The sequence below is a fragment of the Aliiroseovarius sediminilitoris genome (assembly GCF_900109955.1).
GTDB lineage: Bacteria > Pseudomonadota > Alphaproteobacteria > Rhodobacterales > Rhodobacteraceae > Aliiroseovarius > Aliiroseovarius sediminilitoris.
This window is the reverse complement of the sequence record NZ_FOJB01000001.1, coordinates 1,523,986-1,543,617: the sequence shown is the minus strand read 5'-3', so window position 1 is coordinate 1,543,617 and position 19,632 is coordinate 1,523,986. Positions and strand designations below refer to the sequence as shown.

Annotated in this window: 13 protein-coding genes; 5 read left to right on the top strand and 8 right to left on the bottom strand. The window is 60.9% G+C overall.

Features of this window, described 5'->3' with window-relative positions:
• The first annotated feature begins 33 nt into the window (after positions 1–33).
• From BMY55_RS07650 to BMY55_RS07635, 4 genes are read left to right on the top strand one after another with little or no spacing between them, the layout of a single operon-like run.
• Positions 34–681 carry a TetR/AcrR family transcriptional regulator gene (locus tag BMY55_RS07650; RefSeq protein ID WP_245744678.1) on the top strand — a complete coding sequence of 216 codons (648 nt, stop codon included), beginning with the start codon at positions 34–36 and terminating at the stop codon, positions 679–681.
• Positions 678–1,865 carry a pyridoxal phosphate-dependent aminotransferase gene (locus BMY55_RS07645; RefSeq protein WP_091429625.1) on the top strand — a complete coding sequence of 396 codons (1,188 nt, stop codon included), beginning with the start codon at positions 678–680 and terminating at the stop codon, positions 1,863–1,865. The genes BMY55_RS07650 and BMY55_RS07645 overlap by 4 nt, the downstream gene beginning before the upstream one ends.
• Entirely contained in the window at positions 1,862–3,454 is a 1,593-nt protein-coding gene (locus tag BMY55_RS07640; protein WP_091429623.1) for a 5-guanidino-2-oxopentanoate decarboxylase, read from the top strand. Before BMY55_RS07645 ends, BMY55_RS07640 begins: the two co-directional genes overlap by 4 nt.
• Positions 3,455–3,470: 16 nt before the next feature.
• Entirely contained in the window at positions 3,471–4,253 is a 783-nt protein-coding gene (locus tag BMY55_RS07635) for a dimethylarginine dimethylaminohydrolase family protein (RefSeq protein WP_091429622.1), read from the top strand.
• A 64-nt stretch (positions 4,254–4,317) separates the two neighbouring features.
• On the opposite strand, the gene BMY55_RS07630 is transcribed toward BMY55_RS07635, so the two are convergent.
• The 4 genes from BMY55_RS07630 to BMY55_RS07615 all read right to left on the bottom strand — a co-directional run bounded on the left by BMY55_RS07630 (position 4,318) and on the right by BMY55_RS07615 (position 8,304).
• Positions 4,318–5,985 (bottom strand): BCCT family transporter, encoded by a 1,668-nt coding sequence (locus tag BMY55_RS07630; protein ID WP_091429620.1) that lies wholly within the window; start codon positions 5,983–5,985, stop codon positions 4,318–4,320.
• A 43-nt stretch (positions 5,986–6,028) separates the two neighbouring features.
• Complete coding sequence (locus BMY55_RS07625) at positions 6,029–6,445, bottom strand: universal stress protein (RefSeq protein ID WP_091429618.1); 417 nt, start codon at positions 6,443–6,445, stop codon at positions 6,029–6,031.
• A gap of 285 nt (positions 6,446–6,730) precedes the next feature.
• On the bottom strand, positions 6,731–7,363 hold the full coding sequence (locus BMY55_RS07620; RefSeq protein WP_091429616.1) for a LysE family translocator: 633 nt from the start codon (positions 7,361–7,363) through the stop codon (positions 6,731–6,733).
• Positions 7,364–7,452: 89 nt separating this feature from the next.
• Positions 7,453–8,304: a DUF6920 family protein gene (locus BMY55_RS07615; RefSeq protein ID WP_091429615.1), complete on the bottom strand. Its 852-nt coding sequence runs from the start codon at positions 8,302–8,304 to the stop codon at positions 7,453–7,455.
• Between the two features lie 111 nt (positions 8,305–8,415).
• Here BMY55_RS07615 and BMY55_RS07610 point away from each other — a divergent pair, with 111 nt between their 5' ends.
• A complete protein-coding gene (locus tag BMY55_RS07610; RefSeq protein WP_177179307.1) occupies positions 8,416–9,030 on the top strand; it encodes a TetR/AcrR family transcriptional regulator in 615 nt (204 codons plus the stop codon).
• Positions 9,031–9,349: 319 nt separating this feature from the next.
• On the opposite strand, the gene BMY55_RS07605 is transcribed toward BMY55_RS07610, so the two are convergent.
• The 4 genes from BMY55_RS07605 to BMY55_RS07590 are packed head-to-tail and all read right to left on the bottom strand — an operon-like array spanning position 9,350 to position 19,632.
• Positions 9,350–12,718, bottom strand: a complete 3,369-nt coding sequence (locus BMY55_RS07605) for a beta propeller repeat protein (protein WP_091429610.1) — start codon at positions 12,716–12,718, stop codon at positions 9,350–9,352.
• Positions 12,718–16,518, bottom strand: coding sequence for a hypothetical protein (locus BMY55_RS07600; protein ID WP_091429609.1), 3,801 nt, complete (start codon positions 16,516–16,518; stop codon positions 12,718–12,720). Before BMY55_RS07600 ends, BMY55_RS07605 begins: the two co-directional genes overlap by 1 nt.
• Positions 16,508–17,542 (bottom strand): hypothetical protein, encoded by a 1,035-nt coding sequence (locus BMY55_RS07595; protein ID WP_143064304.1) that lies wholly within the window; start codon positions 17,540–17,542, stop codon positions 16,508–16,510. Before BMY55_RS07595 ends, BMY55_RS07600 begins: the two co-directional genes overlap by 11 nt.
• Complete coding sequence (locus BMY55_RS07590) at positions 17,542–19,632, bottom strand: hypothetical protein (RefSeq protein ID WP_091429606.1); 2,091 nt, start codon at positions 19,630–19,632, stop codon at positions 17,542–17,544. The genes BMY55_RS07595 and BMY55_RS07590 overlap by 1 nt, the downstream gene beginning before the upstream one ends.

The window sequence follows — 19,632 nt, the reverse complement described above, 5'->3', positions numbered from 1 at the left end:
GCAAGCGTATAATTAGCAAGGCTGAGATCTCAGGTGACACAAAGCCATCCCAAGTTCAGGCGCGAACCTGCCGAGCAACGCAAAGAAGCGTTGATCCTGGCCGCCCTTGCCCTGATCGCCGAGCGTGGCGTGCGGGGGGCGACAGTGCGCGCGATCGCGGAACGGGCGGATGTCACGCAGGGTCTGATCCGGCACTATTTCTCGTCAAAGGAAGACCTGATATCCGCCGCCTATGCGTTTCACATGAGCCATATGACAAATCTGACCGCCGCGCCAAACGTGCCCGATGGCGCGACGGCCAGTGTGCGGTTGGCGGCCTTCGTGGCGGCGGGTTTGAACCCACCGGTGGTCGATCCGGCCTCTGTGTCCCTGTGGGCGAGTTTTCTGAATAAGGTGCGCGAAGACCCCCGGATGCGGCAGATCCACGAACAGACCTATCACGATTTCCGCGACCGGCTGGAAGGGTTGATTGCCGACGCATTGGCCGAGGCGGAATTGGTCGCACCCCCCGCCCGGTTGAGACATCTGGCGATTGCCTGTAACGCGGTGATTGACGGGCTTTGGATGGAAGGCGGCGCGCTGCCAAATGCGTTTGAACCGGGAGAGCTGCCCAAAATCGGGCTGCAATCGGTCGGCGCGATCATCGGAATTGATTTGCAGGAAACAGGAAACCCGTCATGAGACATGCAGATATCATCCAGCGCCTCGCAGGATTGGGTGGCGCGAAGTGGGAGGTTCACGTCAAGGCGAAAGCCCTGCGCGCGCAGGGACGTGACATCATCGAACTGACAATTGGCGAACCGGACGTCCCCACCCCGCCGGCTTTGATCGAAGCGGCAACGGCGGCGATGCACGCCGGTCGCACGGGGTATTCCGATGGGCGGGGGGAGCCGAAGTTGCGGGCCGCCCTGTCCGAGCGTTATTCGCAACGAACGGGCCGCGCGATCAACGCCGATCAGGTGATGTGCTTTCCCGGCACGCAAACCGCGCTGTTTGCCGTGTTTATGGGCATTGCCGACACCGGGTGCGACGTTTTGGTGGGCGATCCGATGTATGCAACCTATGAAGGCGTGATCCGCGCCAGCGGTGCCGATATGGTGCCCGTGCCACTGCACCCCGAAAACGGGTTTCGGCTGGCCGCAGATGACCTTGCCGCCCGTATCACACCCAGAACCCGTGCCATCCTGCTGACGACGCCACACAACCCCACCGGGTCGATCCTGACCGCCGACGACATTGACGCGATTGGCAAGCTGGCCCTGGAGCATGACCTGTGGATCATCTCGGACGAGGTGTATGAAGACCTGATCTTCGACGGTGAAACCTTCATCTCGCCCCTGTCACGCCCGCATCTTGAGGATCGGGTGATCGTGGTGTCTTCGATCTCGAAATCGCACGCGGCACCGGGGTTTCGCAGCGGTTGGTGTATCGGCCCCCAAGCCTTTACCGAGGCGCTGTTGCCGCTGTCGGAAACCATGCTGTTCGGCAACCAGCCTTTCATCGCGGACATGACCGAGCAAGCCGTGTGCGACGGATCGGAAGTGGCGGACGGGATGCGCACCCGTTTCGCCGCACGCGCCCGTCATCTTGAGCACCGGCTAAGCCAAGGCTGCAATCTGAAAGTGCACCAACCGCAAGCCGGCATGTTTGCGCTGATCGATGTGTCCTCGACCGGGTTGAACGGCCATGACTATGCGTTGCATTTGCTGGATCATGCGGGTGTCGCCGTCATGCCGGGGTCGTCTTTTGGCACCACGCTGGAAGGGTGGGTGCGCATCGCGCTGACCGTCGATGACGACGCGTTCGACACAGCCTGCACACGGATCATCCAACACGCCACCCAACTGCAACTGGAAACCGCATGACCCGTGTCGGAGAAGCCCTTGTCGCCGATCTGGAAAACCGTGGCATCACCTGTGTCTTCGGCATCCCCGGTGTGCATACGATCGAGCTGTATCGCGGGCTGGCGGCTTCGGGTATTCGTCATATCACCCCTCGCCACGAACAAGGCGCCGGGTTCATGGCCGATGGCTACGCACGGGTGTCGGGCAAACCCGGCGTGGCCTTCGTGATCACCGGGCCGGGGCTGACCAACACGCTGACTGCGATGGGCCAAGCGCGCGCCGACAGTGTGCCAATGCTGGTGGTGTCGGGCGTGAATGCCCTCCCCGGGCTTGGCAAGGGTTTGGGTCATTTGCACGAGTTGCCCGATCAGCAAGCCTTGGCGCGCACCGTCGCTTTGGTGTCTGAACGGGTCGAGACACCGGGCGCGCTTGCTGACGCCGTGGATAAGGCCTTCGCTGCATTCCAGACCGCGCGGCCTGGACCGGCTCATATCGAAATCCCGCTGGACGTGGCTGGGCAGGACATGACAACCGACACCCCTGCCCCATCTCCGGCGCCCCCGCGTGCGTTGGACGCAGATCAGATTGCGCGCGCGGCTGATCTTTTGCACACTGCCCGCAACCCTGTCATTCTGGCGGGCGGTGGCGCGCGGGCGGCGGCACTGGCGTTGCGCGAGCTGGCTGAGAAACTTGATGCGCCCGTCGTCCAAACCGTAAATGCGCGCGGTGTCCTGCACGCTCATCCGTTGGGCGTTCCTGCCAGCCCGAGCCTTGGCGCGGTGCGCGATCTGATCGACGCGTCCGATATGGTTCTGGCCATCGGCACCGAGCTTGGGCCGACCGATTACGACATGTATGCCACCGGGCAGATGCCCAAGCTGCACCGCCTGATCCGCATCGACCTGTGCCCCGATCAACTGGCCCGCCATCCCGCCGAAATCTCGATCCTTGGCGACGCCACCCAAGCGCTGACGGTGTTGAACACGCATCTAAAGGACTTTGACGTTGACCGGAACGGGGCCGCACGCGCCGATCAAACCCGGTGCGCTGCCTTTGCCGAAATCGGCCCGGAGATGCAGGCGTTAAATAGCGTTCTGAACACGATCCGGGACACTATCCCTGCTGCGATCCTTGTCGGAGATTCAGCACAGCCGATCTATGCCGGGAACCTCTATTACGACCACGACCGACCCGGCGGCTGGTTCAACGCCGCAACCGGGTTCGGCGCGCTGGGTTACGGGATTCCGGCGGCGATCGGGGCCGCGTTGGCAGACCCGACCGCCCCGGTTATTTGCATCACCGGCGATGGTGGCGCGCAGTTCAGCCTGCCCGAGCTGATGTGCGCGGTGGATGAAAACCTGCCCATCAGTTTCGTGATCTGGAACAACCATGGGTATCAGGAGATTGCGACATCGATGCAGGACGCCGACGTGACGGTGGTGGGCTGTGACCCGACTCCGCCTGACTTTGAGCACGTCGCCCGATCCTGCGGGATGCCATTCTGGCGCTGCGATCCCGGCGACCTCGCAGGCACATTGCGCGCAGCACGCAATGCACGCGGTCCGACCCTGATCGACATTCACGCGCCCAACTCTGCGCAATCCCTTTGAACAAGCGAGATCAAACATGACCGACCCGACCTTTGAGTTTTCCCGCGCCATCACCCGCCGCCCATCCGCCAGCATCACCGACGGTTTGCGCGCCGAGGACATTGGCACGCCCGATCTGGATCAGATGCTGAAGGATCACGCCCATTATGTCGCGACGTTGAAAAAGACCGGAGCCGAGGTGATCGAGCTGCCACCGCTGGAGGACTTCCCTGATGCGGTCTTTGTCGAGGATACGGCGCTTTGCCTGCCCCAAGGCGCTGTCCTGATGCGACCCGGCGCGCCCAGCCGCATGGGCGAAGTGCCCCATATGGCCCCTGCCCTGCGCGAGTTTTATGGCGATGTGCGCGGAATCGCCGGGCCGGGTCATATCGAGGGCGGGGATATTCTGGTCACGGGGCGCGAAATTCTTGTGGGGCGCTCTGACCGGACGGATGCTGCCGGGGTCGCTGAGTTGTCCGGGATTGTCAGCGATTGGGGGCACAGTCTGCGAGAGGTGTTCACGCCGCCCGGTGTCCTGCATTTCAAAACCGATTGTTCGCTTCTGGATGGTGAGACGATCCTGTCCACCAAGCGTCTGGCCGCCTCGGGTTGCTTTGACGGCTACAGGGTTTTGCATGTGGAAGACGGCGAAGAAGCTGCGGCCAACAGCATCAGGTTCAATCAGTTTGTGCTGATGCCTGCGGGCTTTCCGCGCACCGCCGCGATGCTGGGCAATGCCGGTTATGACGTGGTTGAGATTAACAACTCGGAATGCGCCAAACTGGACGGTGGCATGTCGTGTCTGTCGCTGCGGTTCTGAACACGGCGTGCACCGCAGCCAAACGAAAAAGACCGCCCCGGGCGAGGCGGTCTTTGACGTTTCCTTAATTCGCGTCTTTGATCGAACGTCGTTCCGATGCCAAGCCCTTGGCGATCGCGATACACATCAGCAACAAGACCAATGTGAAGGGCAGTCCGGTGGAAATCACCATGGATTGCAAGGATTGCAGCCCGCCCGCGCTGAGCAGAAGCACGATGGCCACCGCCCCTTCAAAGATGCACCAGAAGGCCCGCTGCGGCACCGGGGCGTCGATCTTGCCACCTGCCGTGATCGTGTCGATCACCAGCGACCCACTGTCCGATGAGGTGACAAAGAACACCACCACAAGAACAATGCCAACCAAGGACGTGAAACTTGCCAAGGGCATAACATCCAGCATCTTGAACAGCTTCAGTTCCAGAGCGGCGTCCTGCGCCACGGTGTAACCATCATTGATCACCTGGAACAGCGCCGTGCCACCGAAGACAGTCATCCAGAACACACTGATCATCGACGGGACCAACAGAACGCAGACGATGAACTCGCGCACGGTTCGGCCACGGCTGACGCGGGCGATGAACATGCCGACAAAGGGCGACCAGCTGATCCACCACGCCCAATAGAAGGACGTCCAGCCTTGCATGAAGTTCACGTCTTCGCGCCCGACCGGGTTGGACAGGGCCGGAAGATATTGCAGATAGGCCCCCAATGAGCTGAAGAACAGCTTTACCAGAAAGACTGTCGGGCCGACCAGCAGCACGAAGATCAACAAAAGGAAGGCGAGACCCATGTTGATCTCGGACAGCACTTTCACGCCGCCATCCAGACCGCGCAGCACCGACACCAGCGCAATCGCGGTGATGACCGAGATCAGGACCACCTCGGTTGTAGACCCGACGGGCAGGCCGAACAACTCGTTCAGGCCCGCATTCGCCTGTGTCGCGCCAAAGCCCAGCGACGTTGCCAGACCAAACAGCGTGGCAAACACGGCCAGCGTGTCGATGATATGGCCGACCCAGCCCCAAACCGCATCACCAAAGATCGGATAGAACGCCGACCGGATCGTCAGAGGCAGACCCTTGTTATAGGAAAACAGTGCCAGCGACAGCGCCACGATGGCATAGATCGCCCAAGGGTGCAGACCCCAATGGAAAATCGTCGCAGCCATACCAAGGCGCACTGAGGCGTCCTGATCCCCCGCGGCGCCACCCAGCGGTGCCCAATCGGTGCGCACGCCATTTTCAGACGCGGTTCCGCCCAGCGAGGATGAGAAATGGCTCATCGGTTCGGACACACCATAGAACATAAGCCCGATGCCCATCCCGGCGGCAAACAGCATCGCCAACCAGCCGACATAGGTGTAATCGGGCGTGGCTTCGGTGCCCCCAAGGCGCACATTGCCCCATGGGGTGACGATCAGCACCAGACAAAACAGCACAAAGATGTTCGCCGCACTGATAAAGAACCAGTCAAAACCTTTCGTGACTGCCCCGAAAAGCCAGCTGAACAAAGTGTTTGATTGTTCAGGCAGGGCCAGCGTGTAGAACACGAAGGCCACGATCGACAACCCCGAGATCAGGAAGACCGGGTTGTGAATGTCAAACCCAAAGGGCCCGACACTGCCTTCGACGTTGTCCTCTCCTATTTCGTATTCGGTTTCGATAAGTTGGGTGGTGCCATCGGGCGTTGGTATGCCCTCAAGCTCCTCCGTGTTGGGTGATTGGTCGACCATTCGGCGTCCTTTCTGTTTTTATTTGGCGCTTGTTATCGCGCGATCAGCCACGGATCAGCATCACAGAAGCCTTGCTGTGGGCTGCCAGATGCGCCCCGTGGCCTGACCAAAAGTAGTCGCTGACGCCCGGCGGATGCGTCGCCATAACGACCAAATCGGCACCAATTTCGGTAACGGCGTCTTCAAGTTCCTGATTCATCTGAACCGCAGGGTCGTGGCTTACGATCACGTGGCTTGAAGTTGACACGCCAAATTTTGTGCCCTGCTCAGCGGCAAAGGCCTCCAGTTGTTTGCGATATTCATCGGGGGTCCGGGCCAATTCGCTGGGCGTTGCCCCCGTCACACCGACAAAACAGACCTCGGCCCCATACGACCGGGCCAAATCGCCCGTCACAGCCATCGCTTTTTCAAGTTTCCCTGCATGGGCAAGGTCGACTGGTGAAACAATCTTGTTAAACATCTTCCCTCCTGTGTCCGACGGCCATCATGTCGCCGCTTGTTGCCGGGTGGCGCCAATTCGGAAACTGGCCGTCCTCGTCTGGGTGCGCTCGACTTTCAAGATAGGCAGGTCGAGTGGACCAGAGTGACGTGAACAGTCTTGCATCCATGGCAAACCCAATCAACCCGCAGCACCAGATGCCATTTTTCATTCACTCAGAAAGCGTTCCGGTCGGTGCTGTTGACGACCAATTCGGCATGAACATCTTGCCCTCAACAAAGAACAGCACTGGTCTGCAATTGTTGTTCAACCACCGTTGCGCCGATAGAGAGCCAGACCGGCGGCGAGGGCCAGAAAGGTTGATCCACAGAGACGTTCAATCCAGCGCAAACCATCGGCGCGCAGAGCTCGTGCGGTCGTTGCACCAAGAGCCGCATATGCCGCCATCACCGCGAAATCGATCGCTATGAAGATGGCCGTCAGCAGGGCATATTGCGGCAATATGGCTGCTGACGGATCAACGAACTGCGGAAGAAACGCGGTAAAAAACAGATAGCCCTTAGGATTGGTCACGGCCACCAGAAAGCTGCGCAGGAATACGGATGTCGGATCGACGCGTGTATATACCTCCATGCGGGCAGCTTTCGGACCCGCCCTGCCCCTGCGGCGCAGAATACTGACACCAAGAAACACCAGATAAGCCACGCCCAGCCATTTCAAAACGCTGAACCAGAACTGAGAGGTTGCCAGCAGTGCGCCGAGACCGAGAGACACGGCACCGATCAGCACGAGATCGGACAGGATCGCACCCCCCATGCCAAAAAAAGCGATCAGCACGCCGTATCGCGAGCCGTTGGACAGGGCAAGAAGGACAGTTGGCCCCGGCGTCGCGATTGCGATCACCACCACGGTTGCAAAAGCCAGAAGTGTCAGGTCCATTGGGAGCCCATTTCTTCGATCGTCACTATGGCGACGGCGAAAGGGTCACGTATGATCAAGTAAAGGTCATATTTGGTCACGGCTGCCTCCTACTCTGTCAGAAACCGGATATCTGTGATCCGGCCTTCAAAGAACGGATAAAGCGCACCATCCGCCGAACGGGAGATCGTGAACGTATGGGGGACCATCAGATTGCCGACGGGCCTATAGTCCCCTCGCGTGACGTGTTCGCCAGAACCGTGATAGGGCGTTGTCAGATCGCCATCCTCTTCGGCCGCCATTTGGGTCAGGCGACCCTCATCATCGAAATGCGCAACCATCGAAGCGGACAGGCCATCGGCGGTCACGGTTGCCCGCGCGCTGGACCTGTCAATCGCATCCCACGTCACCGGCCCCCCGGGCAGCAGAGCCTGCGGGAAAAGCGCACTTTCCAGCAACCACCGGCGCAGCGAGATACGGTTCAACTCAGGCGTTTCGCGTTCGTCCACGACCGTAAGGGTGGACAGGATCTTTGCCTTCATTTCCATTTGTCCCTTTGCGAAGAAGTCGTAAGCCCGCGCCCGGACCCCCGGCAGAACAGGCGTTGTCGCGGAAAACATCAAAGCTGGCGTTCCCACGGCAATCACTTGTTCAGCGGTTGCATCGTTGAAACCCTCCGTCAACGGGCGGCGGAACTTCCCTTCGGCTTTCAATTGGACCGCTGTGAAAACCGGAACGGGTCCAGTGAAGACGAACTCGAAATAGCGCTGCACCGGTTCGGGCAGGTCGGCGATTTGCGCCGCGTCGAATGCCACAGCCGGAATGGTTGCCCCAATATCTGCGATTCTGGACTGAAACGCGGCAATATCGGCTTCGGTCTGTGCCGAGGAATAGATGACGACGCTGGCGGTTGCCGCGATTACGGCAGCGGCACCTATTGCAAGAATTTTGAGGGGCTTCATGAGGGTCTCCACTATGATGTTTTCTGCTACAATCGTACACTTATGTACTGCCATTGACTGTGGAGTATACACATGTACATTTACTGTCAAGACAGATCGAGAAAGCACACCATGACTCCGGATAAACAAGATGAAAGACGGCGCCAGATCGAAGCCGCCGCCTTCGACGTTCTCGCCGAGAAGGGCTATCGCAGCACCAGTATGTTGCAGATTGCCAAGCGAGCAGCGGCGTCAAACCAGACGCTCTATGCCTGGTATGGCAACAAGCAAACGCTGTTTCAAAGCCTGATCGAAGAAAACGCGCGAAACGTCAAAGACCTGCTTCGGGATGCGCTGGACAATCATTCCGACCCACAGGACACCCTGCGCGCCCTTGGCCCCCTGCTGCTGGCGTTCACCACCGGCGAGAAGGCGATTATCATGAACCGGGCAGCCATCGCAGATGCAGACGAAACTGGCCTTCTGGGCGAAGCAATTGACAGTGCCGCGCGCCACGAGATGGTGGCCTTGATCACCGCCATCATGACGCAATTGGTCGCTGCGGGCCGGTTTCGCGATGACACCGATCCCGCCGATGCCGCCGAAAGCTATATCAGCTTACTGTTCGGAGAGGTGCAACTGCGGCAAGCACTGGGCCGGATGGATGTATTGGATCGGACCGCGATCGCCCAGCGAGCTGAACGCGCCTTTGACCTGACAAGTCGGCTGTACGGTGCCACGGGATGATGATGGTCGCAAGCTTACAAACTGTTTGGTCGGCTGCGCAATGGCACCAGGAAGAAGCTGCGTCGCGGGACGACGCTTCAACATAAGCTCTTTTTTCCCGCTAGATTCTGGGTTGAGAAGGTTGCTACCCGCCCTCGCCTGCCCGCCTGCACCAATCGGATTGCCACGCAGAGAGTATCAGCGCCTTGTCCGTTTCACTTTTTTGAAATGATGTCTTCGTGACCGGGATATGCAATCTGCACCTGACGGCAACAGGCGATTTTGTTGTCGCCGTCAGTCAGGTCATCGCTGGATCGGACTTGTCACGAAAAGCGCCAGATCAACTGCGGCGGCGGAATCTTCGCGCTGCCACCTTGCGGCTGCGGCGAATAAGCATCGCCAGATTGTTGCGATTGAGCTGTGCCAGCGAAAGCGGATCTCGGGTCGAGTTTACAATTGCCACCAGCAACTCGTCATCTTGTCCCGATGCGTCTGTCACCGGGTGGGACAGATCGACAGCGAACTCCACCGCACGCGGCACGCGGGCTTCAATCGGCCCGGTTAGATTGCGTCGGGGTGCTCCTGGTTCGGCCAAAGCCCAGCCCGCGGGCGGCGTGTTTGACGACCCGTCCATCAAAGCCAACACAGCCTGACGCCACGGCGTATCGATTGGCACCGTGGTCAAATCAACTGGCGCATTGGCAAGACGCAGCAGGACCACCGTGACCTGATTGCCCGCCAATGGATCGGTGTCCCGGTGATGCACCATGACATAGGTCGGATAAGTGCCGGGCGAACGGCGAAAACTCAGCCTGAACGGCGTGCGCTCACGCTCGGTTCGATCGAACATCTGCGCTTCATTGGGCAAGACCCCCATGCCCCAGGGCGGCGGCGCCGCTGAACCATGCACATATATGTCCGGGCTCATATCCAGCGTGAAGGTCGCAGGGGGGCTGGTGGAACTCAACGGGTCAATCGGCGCGGCATCAATCTCGGCCTGCCGGGTGTCAAGGTTGGTCACGCGCAGGTAGGTATTGCCCACTGACGTTGACGAGTCCGAGATATTCAACTCCCAGATCCCCCGGCTTTCCAATGCGGCACGCAGAAGCCTCAGATCCCCCTCTCGGAAAATCACCAGATCCTGCACGACGGCCTGCGGCAGACCGTTCAGTTCTCCGGTCCAGTTCCAACTTGGCGTGTCGCCTGAAAAGCTCAATACACCGCGCCACACACCTGCACTTCCCCCGACAAAAACGATATTCGGATCGTCAGGATGGACCACAACCGCAAACTGTGGGGCTTTGGTGCCCGAGGTTCCAGCCAGCGGATCAAGCCCTTGATTGCGCAATCCGGTGGGATGCCAGGTCTCTTCGCCGTCAAACCACCACAGCGTGTCCATCCGGTCTGCTTCACCAACCTCGCCCGTATCTGTCATCTTCGATTTGGACGTCGTCGCGACGTAAAACGAGCCGTGGCTGCCGCGCGTCCGGTCATGGGAAAAGACATCGGTCCATTTGCCGATATAGGGCAGCTTTTCCGATGGACCGGTCTCGATATCTTCGTTCTTGCGGATCCGGTTCTTCATCTTCTTTTCGGTGAACCGGTGAGCGGTCCATTTGTCCTCGGCCTTATCAAAGCTGTATTGGTAGATGTTCTTGTTGGTCAGGATCAAAAGCCGCGCACCGTCGAAATCATTGGTCGCGTCGCCGCGCTGTGCCCAGCGCAGCGTCACCGCCATTTCATCGTCGCCAAACTTGTCCTGCCCGTCATTTTCCGATCCCGGCGTGCGGGCATCTTCACCCGATGGCAGTGTTACCCATGTATTGTCTGCATTTGCCGGGTTCCAATCGGGCGAAAACCACACGCGCGTCGTGCCGATGGCGATGCGGGTTTCATCCACCTCGCCTGCCACCGCAGCGATTCCGCTGTAAAACAGCGAGGCGTCGTTCTCTTTGGTTTCGCTTTCGGGCGGAGCGCTGCCCGCAGCAACCGTGGTCCGAAAGACGGGTCGCGTGAACCGTCCCTGATTTTCCCGCCATGAGGCTTCGGTATATTGACCAAGATAGTAGGCCGGGTTGGTCGTGTGATACGCAACGCCCCCGCCATCGCCCTTGCGCCAAAGCCGCCAGAGCGATCCGCCAACCTTTTCAATCCGGCCATTGTCCTGCGTGCCTGCAATAAGCGCACCTGGCACGTCGGGATGGCACGCCAGAAAACCGGGTTCCGAAATGGCAAGCCCATAGTTCAGCGACACCATGCCAGAACCGCGATCCACAAAAACCCCGCCATCGCACCCGATCCAGACCTCGCTTCCGACGGGCCGGATTGCGTGAACGTCTGCATGTGCCATGTTGCCGAAAAAGGTCGCGTCTGTCTCGGCCGCGAGGTTGTTACTGGTGTTGAAATCCGTGCTGTAGTCGTTTGCGGCATGGGAGCCGCTGATCGTCAGCTTGTGCATGTTCGCGTTCGAGACATTGCTGACCCGGATCGTCGATCCGGCGACATAGACGATGTTTTCATTCGTCGGATCGACCGCCACAGAGTTGTTATAATGCGATGAATTGCCGTCCACCTTCACAGTGGTGCCATCCATCTTCGGCTTGCCAAACAGACCGGGCGGGACATCATCGACGACACGTGCGGGGCCGGTGCCTTCGATCCGCCACAGCCGTGCGCGGTTATGTGCACCGGTGCCAAGCACATAGACCACATCCGGGTTGGACGGCGCGACGGCCATGCTCAGCCGCGCCCCGCGTCGTACGCCATTCAAACTGATCTTGCTGTAATTGCTGTCCGGGCCGCCTTCGGTGACATACACAGCCGTCTTGCCGGTCTCGTTGTGGGTCAGGGCTGCAAAGATGCGTTTCGGGGTCGATCCGGTCCACAACACATCCGAAACATGCGGCCAGGTGTCGGCATCAAAGTCGAAGGGCGCGCGTTCGATCCGATCCCAAGCTGCATCCGCCACAAACGGGCCATCGCGAAAATACAACCCGGACGACGCTGCCGCGATCATCACATTGCTGCCAGTGGGGTCGAACGACAGCGGCACGCCTGGCTCATGGGTCAGCCTGAATACCCCTGCGCCCCGCAGCGCGGTCCCCTCGCGCAGCCAGGGGATTGATCCCACGCTTCCCAAGGCACTGGAAAGCGTGCCATCAAGCCGCAATATGCCGACCCCTGCATGATCATCAGCATGGGTCCGCCCGGTGATGGCCCTTAGTTCGCCGGTCGCGGCATAGATCACATCGTCATCCGGCGTCGCGCCGAACTCGACATCAAGCGCGCCGATGGTCAACGATTGCACACGCCCGCCCGTGCCCGAAGCCGCGCTGGGGTTCACCCCCCAACTGCCAAGCGGTGCCCAGCTTTGCCCGGCATCGAGTGTCACCCACACCCCACCATTGGCTGAACCGGCATAGGCCCGGCTGCCATCTGGCGAGACTTGCAGATCCCGGACGCGTCCGGCCACGACAGGGTTGCCGGTCGCTTGCCCATTGATCATTCCCGTCGGTCCAAGCGGAATCCAGCGATTGGCGTCGGTAAAAGCGCCCAGATCTTCGAGAACGCGCAGATAATCCGCGCGATTGCCAAAGATTTCGTCAAACAATCCCTCTGGCGCATGAATGTCGGTGAAGGCATTGAAATCGTGACGACGAGCGGCGAAGTCGATGCCAGCGCGTCCGCGACCCGGCCAGTTGTATCGCATCAGCTCTCCTCCTCGTTGCCGGGGATCGGTGCGGTGGCTATGCGCACATATCCCTCTTCGATCGCCGCCGGCGCATCCGGCAGAAGCGCGGCTTGCGTTGCCGCCAGAATGGGGTCGTCCTTCCAGGAAAACGGCGTGTCGCGTCGGGTCCAGATCTGATCTTCTCCAAAACTGGCGATCTTTGGCAGGCGCACCTTGTCAGGGTCGATCAGCACCGGGCCAATCCGGGCCGACGGTGCCATCCGTCCCAGCCCAGGATCCACCCAATCACGCGCGAGTTGCAGCGATTTTCGCGGCACAATGCCGGAAGTCAGGTGCACCTTGCCCGCCGGATGCATCAGGATCGTCAGTCGGATGACCTCGCCCAGATGAATGGGGAACTCATCCTCGCCGACCAGATAGGGGTGATCGATCGGGTCCGGCGCGGGAATGCGCGATGCGCCCAACGAAGCGAACTGGCCCCTGCGCCGCCCACTTTCCAGCGCGCGGGTTTTGACTATCTTGTCAACCACATGGAAGCGTCGATAGTCGTCGTTGATAAAATAGCCATATACCCCGTCATCATCGCGGGTGAATTCGCCAAGACGCGCATGAAAGGCGCGATCTGCCAGGTCGTCATAAACCGCCTTGCGCGCGTCACGGGCGCCGGGCGCAGACAGATCCAAGAGATCGAGATCGTCATAGATCTGCATCCGGATCGTCGCCCGCACCACCGCCATCGGTCGACCGACCAACCCTGCAATATGCGGCGTGCCAAGCGAGGCGAATGTGTCAATCGACCAAAGCGTCGTATCAACCGCCCGCAGAAAAGCCGAAAGCGCCGTTTCACGCTTGGCGCTGAGCGCCGTGCCACCCCGGGTGCGCGCATCGGCTTCGATCATCGCCGCCGCGAAACGGCCCAGGGGCTGCGCGGCAGGGCGAAGGTCAAAAAGCGGTCCGGCATCTGCCGGCCCTTCGCGTCCCGGTGCGATCTCCCATACGACGCCACCGCCGATGGGTTCATGCTGCAACTGCCCCAAGGGCGTGCCAGCGGCATCAAAGACTTCCAGCGCCTCGTCAATCAGATCGGGCAACAGGAACCCGGCCACCGGATTCACCATCAGGTCAGGGCGTTCCTGATTGATCGTCGCCTCTCGCGGCAGGGCTGCACCATCCGCCGGATCGGCCAACCGGAACGCAATCCGCGCGGGCCGCGTCAAACGGGGGGGAAGTTCCAACCACGGACCGGGTTGGACCAAGGCCGCAGGATGCACCACCCTGCCCGGCTCCACATCGAGCACTCTGCCGAACGCATCCACCAAACGCGCTGTGTTGATCCTGATCCGGCCCGAGAACAAAAGCTGTGGCAGATCAATCGGTGCGATCTTTGTATCTGGTTGCTCGACCTGCCCATCCGGTGCTTCTGGCAAGCCCAACAAGGCTTCGTGAATACCGCTTAACGTGGCCGAGATCACATCAGCATTCGTCAGGTGCTTGTAGACCGCGCGCACCTCTTTTTCGCCGTCTTCGTCAAGCTGCCCTTCATCGTCGATATCGCGCAAATCCTCGGCGGTCATCCAGTTCGTGACGGTCGCTGTCAGGCTTTCGGCAGCGCCATTGTTGATGGGGCTGCGGCCTGAAACGACCCTGGTGGAGCCGCCCGGCGGTGGGGCCGCATCGTAATCGACCTGGCCCAGCGCCCAACCTGTCAGCCGATCAGTCAGATCAAGCTCGACTTCCCATTCCAACCAGATCGGCGACCAGGGCTGCGCCCAGACGGTCACACCCAACGGCGCCGCATCCACGCCGTCCAGCAAGGAATGGCGGCGCAGTTGATCGCCCAAAGCGGCCTCCATCGGGCCGGGCACGGACGCCTCGCCGGTCCGGGTCGGCGCGGAAAAACCCGGCACAGTCCCGTCGTAAAGCCCGTCGCGCGAATAACGCAGCGCCACTTCGCCCCGCAGCCTCGCGGCCAGAACGCTTTGTGGAAACGGGCTTGTCGGCGCGGCCTGTTCAGCAAGCCAGGGTGTTGTGAACGGATCAGTGATCACAGCATTCTGCGCCAGCCTGACGACCTCGTCCGGCAGCGCGCCATGCGGGAAGGGTCCCAAATGTTGACGGCCCGAAATGCCGCCTGGAATGACAATTGGTATCTGGCTCGGCCATCGACAGGTCAATGTCCCGTCGGGCGACGCCACACCGTCCTCTTGATGGCGACGCGAGCGTTTGGCATCGCGGATCGCCACCACAGGTTCCAAAGCCCGGAAATAGCGCGGGCCGGGGCGGCGCACGCTGCGCACTTTCGGTTCGGCCTGCGCGCGGCCGTCGCGTTCGAAATAATTCGAAGTGAACCCAAGATGGTCCGGCACGACACTGACGACACCGGGTTTGGTGGCCGACCACGTCAGTTCGGTCGCCAGCGTGCGTTCGGTTTCCTGACGTTCCGTATTACCGGCCCGATTGCGCGCCGCGCGACCGGCGATCAGGTTCTCCGGCCCGCCACGATCTATGATCTTTTCGATCGAATAGTCCCGCCCGCGCTCGGCCTCGAACCGGGCGGCATGTTCGCGTTCTTCGATCTCGACCGCGCCATTGCGTTCGCCCAGTTTCGCAACCTGATCATTGGTTAATGCCGCGATCAACCGCTCGGTTTCGGCCCGGGCGTCAAGATCATCGCCCTCCATCGCTGCCGCCGTCAGTGCGGCGATACTGTCTTCCACCTGCGGGCCAAGGGCTGCACGAACCCGGCGGGGATCGGGGCGCTGATCGGCGGGCACCGGGCCTGTGACTGGCACACCATGAACGATCCCGTTCAACAAAGTGGAGTAGATATGTTTGGGTTCCACCGCCACAAACCGGCCGCCCTCGGGCAAGAACACCTCGGCTCCCTGAGCGCCAGAAAGCGCAGTTGAGCTTGCGAGCGAACCGGTATCGACCAGTGAAAAGCGGGTGGCGCTTTCTACCCCGAAATTGGTCAGCTCTGCTTGGTAAAGCATCGCCTGTTCTGTAACCGCCGTCTGCCCGCCGGTGTCACTGTTGACCCGCCAACCCAAATCCTCGGTCACGCTTGCAAAGCCCGATGCGGTGCGAGCGGCATCCAGAGGGTCCTCGGCCGCGCGGCTCCACCAGCCCGCAATCAGATAGGTGGCCACATCACCGAAAACCCCATTTGGCGCGGCTTCCGTTATATCATTCAACGGATCGTGGAAGGCAAAACGATTGAACGTGGCGTCATAGCTCGCGGTCCAGGCCAGACTTCCGCCCGCACCTGCATTCAAGTCGCGACCCTTCAGCGTCTTGCCAGTCGGCGACAAGCCCTGGTCGGTCTCTTCCTTCCAGTCTTTCAGTGGAATGACCCGCGTCGTATCGGCTTCGATCACCCAGCCGGTGACGGCCATCCGTTCGGCCCGGTCGGGGGCCAGAAGCCGTAGCACCAGCCAGCGGTTCGGCAGGGCCGCAAGGCCAAGCCCGTCACCATCGACATCCTGCATCTGACCGTTCATCACTGCATCGGGCATCGCCCAATGCAAATGAACGCCCGAAGGACGCGGCGCACCGGGATCAAGCGGTGCGGGGGTCGGCTCTGGTGGTTCACCATCAGGTGTCGACACAGCACCCGGGAGGCGCACAAACGCTTCGGTCGAACCTTCTTCGACATAAAGTGCCTGCACATCAATCGGGACGATCAACCGCGGTTTGCGGATGATCTTGGGGTCCCAGGTCGCAAAGTCGTCCACCCCAAGTCCCGTGCGTGCGATGACAGACCAACGCGGCGACGAGATGGCGATATCCAACGCCTGGGGATCAAGCTCAATCGGCATCGAACACCCTTTCAAAGTCAGCCGCCAGCGTTGTCACTTCTTTCGATAACGTCGGTCGAAACACGGCGGCGATATCAAAATCGCTTGTCACTTGGGGGTCGCCAAAAACCTGTCGATACGGGAAGCGGATCATCTGCAAAGCAAACTCGGCACCATCAAGCTCAGACCCCATGCCAAGGCTGTCATCCTCAAGAAACGCGCGGCCCGTGTTGGCAAGATCCAGCACACCGGGGCTGCCGGGCCGGAAGCGCACCGGCAGGCGCTTGGCTTCGGCCATCGTTTCGACCTCATTGCCGTTCTCATCCACGTAATTGGCCGTCTGCACATTCCGCGCCGGGATCGACGCGGCATAGGTATTGGCCACAGTCTGTTTCAAGCTGACACCGAATTGCAGCCCCCGTTTGGGTTCCTCGATGTGAACGACCTCGGGCATTCCGTCGAACAGCGCCAGCATCACCGCCGGGGCCAGTCGTTCCAGCCGCAGAAGTTTCAGCCTGTCTGGATGAGACTCGGGCAGGATCTCTTCGTCGTTGCCGTCAGGTTCACGCGCATAGGCCCGCACATGCAGGCCGGGCCAACCCGACACCGCCCGGGACCGCAGCAGAAACCCCGTCATCAACCCAGCGCGCCCGGCTTGACGTTCTTCACCGCCGGGCAGACGCACCAGACGTTCCTCACTGTCGATCTCGTCTTCTATGGCACCATAAAGCCGGTCAAGCTGTGCCCGGTCCCCCGTGTTGACCGTTCCGACCGACAAGGCACCTTGGGTCAAGGCATCGGTCCATCCCCGATCGACATAGAAAAAGCGAATGGATTCGATGGGAAGCAACGCGCTGTCAGCCACCAGATTGGAAAACGGAACGCCTTCCAGAAGCCGCAGCCGCGCCAGAAACTGCCGGACTTCCCGAGGCGTGATTTTGTCATCATCGGTGTAGTCATCGACGTCTGTTGCCACCAAGACGCCTTCGATGGCGGCCACGGCTTCGTTCATTACGGTTTCGGCGGTCAGGGTTGCTTTGGCCATCATTCCAACTCCTTCTTGCGCCGCTCGGTCGTGTGCCGGATCAACGCATCAAGCGCATCTTCATCTTGTGCCGCCGACCGTCGCAGGTCGCGCGCGGCCCTTGCCCCGCCTTGGGCCAATATGCTGCGAAGCGACTCGTCCAACCCGGCGTCAAGCGCCTGCATTATTGAAGGGTCGAGCGTCTCGGCCGACGCACCTCGGGCCACCGCAACGCGGTCCAGCATCGCCGGATCACGCAGGCGCTGAGCCTCGACCAGAACCTGCCGGTCGATCCCAAGCCCATTTGCCAGATCGGTGATGGGGTTGGCGGCCAGATGCTCGATCGGGCGACCGGGGTCAGCGATGGGACGGGCATCGCCGAAATTCGCGACCAAATCGGCCGATGCCACTTTCAAAAAGCGCCTGCCAACCTCGCGCGCGACACCTTGGCCCAACGTCAGATCAAGCGTTCCGGCGAACTGACCGACCTTGCTGAGCTTGCCGTTCAAAAGGCGCGCGCGTTCCGCCCCGAATTGCTCGCGTCGCCACCGCATCAAGGCCGCAACGAAGGACGGTTGCGAAAGCGCCAAAAGCCGCCCGATCTCGAACGCGATGGCAAGCGACAGATCCTCGCGGCCATCCGGAATCGTCAGCCGCAATTGGTCCGAAACATGGGCCAGCACCGGCAAATCACCTGCCTGATGCCGCCTGCGTGTGGCAAACGGCACAAAGGGTCCGCGGAACCACGCACGGCGGTCTTCCCCTTCACGGGTTTTGTGCGCAAGCCCGACATGTCCGGTGCCGGTGACTTCCGGCGGCACGCGGGGTTTGTCGGCGGGCGGCGGCGCGTCCCCGCCCACGGCGGGCAGGCATTCAGGACGCGGCGGTTCGGCATCAGGGCCGGGCAAGGTGCCCAGAAGCCCCACATCCAGTTCTTGCATGATGGTGTCAAGCGACCCCGCGCCGTTGCAGGTAAAGCTCCAATGCGCAAGCACCGGGAACCGATAGGTTTTCTCCAGCACATATGCTTCAAACGGGATCCGGAAGCCTGCTCGCATCGCGTCGCGCACCACGAAAGCAGCATCATCCGAGTTGGCCGAGGTCGCGACATCCGAAATCCTTGCCGTCACGGCCTCGGTTGCCCATTCTTCAGCCTTTGCCGAACGGGTCGCCGTGGCCCGCGTCGGTGCTTTGGTCTTTGCGCGCGGATTAACCCCGCCCAGAACCGCACGACTTGCTGGGCCACCACGAGGCAGGTCTCCGTCCGGCACCTCAGGTGCAACAAACTGGTCCACTTCGGCCCCCATGAAGCGCAAATCCGGATCGACCGGTTGGCTTTGCGCGACGGCGGCGGCGTTGAACACGAACTGGGTTGCCAGAAACGTATTGATCGGCGGGGTTGGCGCCGGCAAGGCGTCAAGTTGGCCCTCGAGGTTCAGAAGGCAGGCCATATAGCGCACGGGTTTACAGGCCACACGATCATACTGAGGCAGCCGATTGGCCAGCACCACTGCCATGAATCCGTCATCATCACCAAGCGCGTTTTCCGTATCCGCCAGACTGACCTCGCGCACATGGGCGAGCAGCCGCAAATCCTCGACCGTCGGAAATACCTTGCGCACCACCGTTTCGGGCACCGACAGATAAAGGCCCTTCACCACATCGGACGGGCCATTCATCGGCACGCCCGGCGTGACGCAGTCGGCAATCGGAGTCTCGACCGAAATCTCGCCCTCGCCTTCCGCAATCACCACCAGCGCAAGCCAGGGCGTGTTGCGATCTGCGGCTTCTTCGGGGGCGTGGGGCACGTCGGGATCGCCGGGGCGCAGCGGGCGGCGCTCCCACGGCATGGTCCGGCGTTTGATGACGATCTGCGGCAGTCGGCTTTCATAGGCGCCTTCGGAATTGGCGGGCGGAAAGGTCGACAGGATTTGATCGGGCGGCAGTTTGAACCGGGGCGAGGTAATGCGCACGCGGCTTGATTGCGTTTCCACGTTCAGCCCGGACACATCCGGAGAGCTGAGCGTGTGGCGGGCAACCAGATCGTAATCCCCGGCTTCAAGCGGGGGAACGAACCCGTCATAGAGCACGAATTTTCCAACCGCGACCAT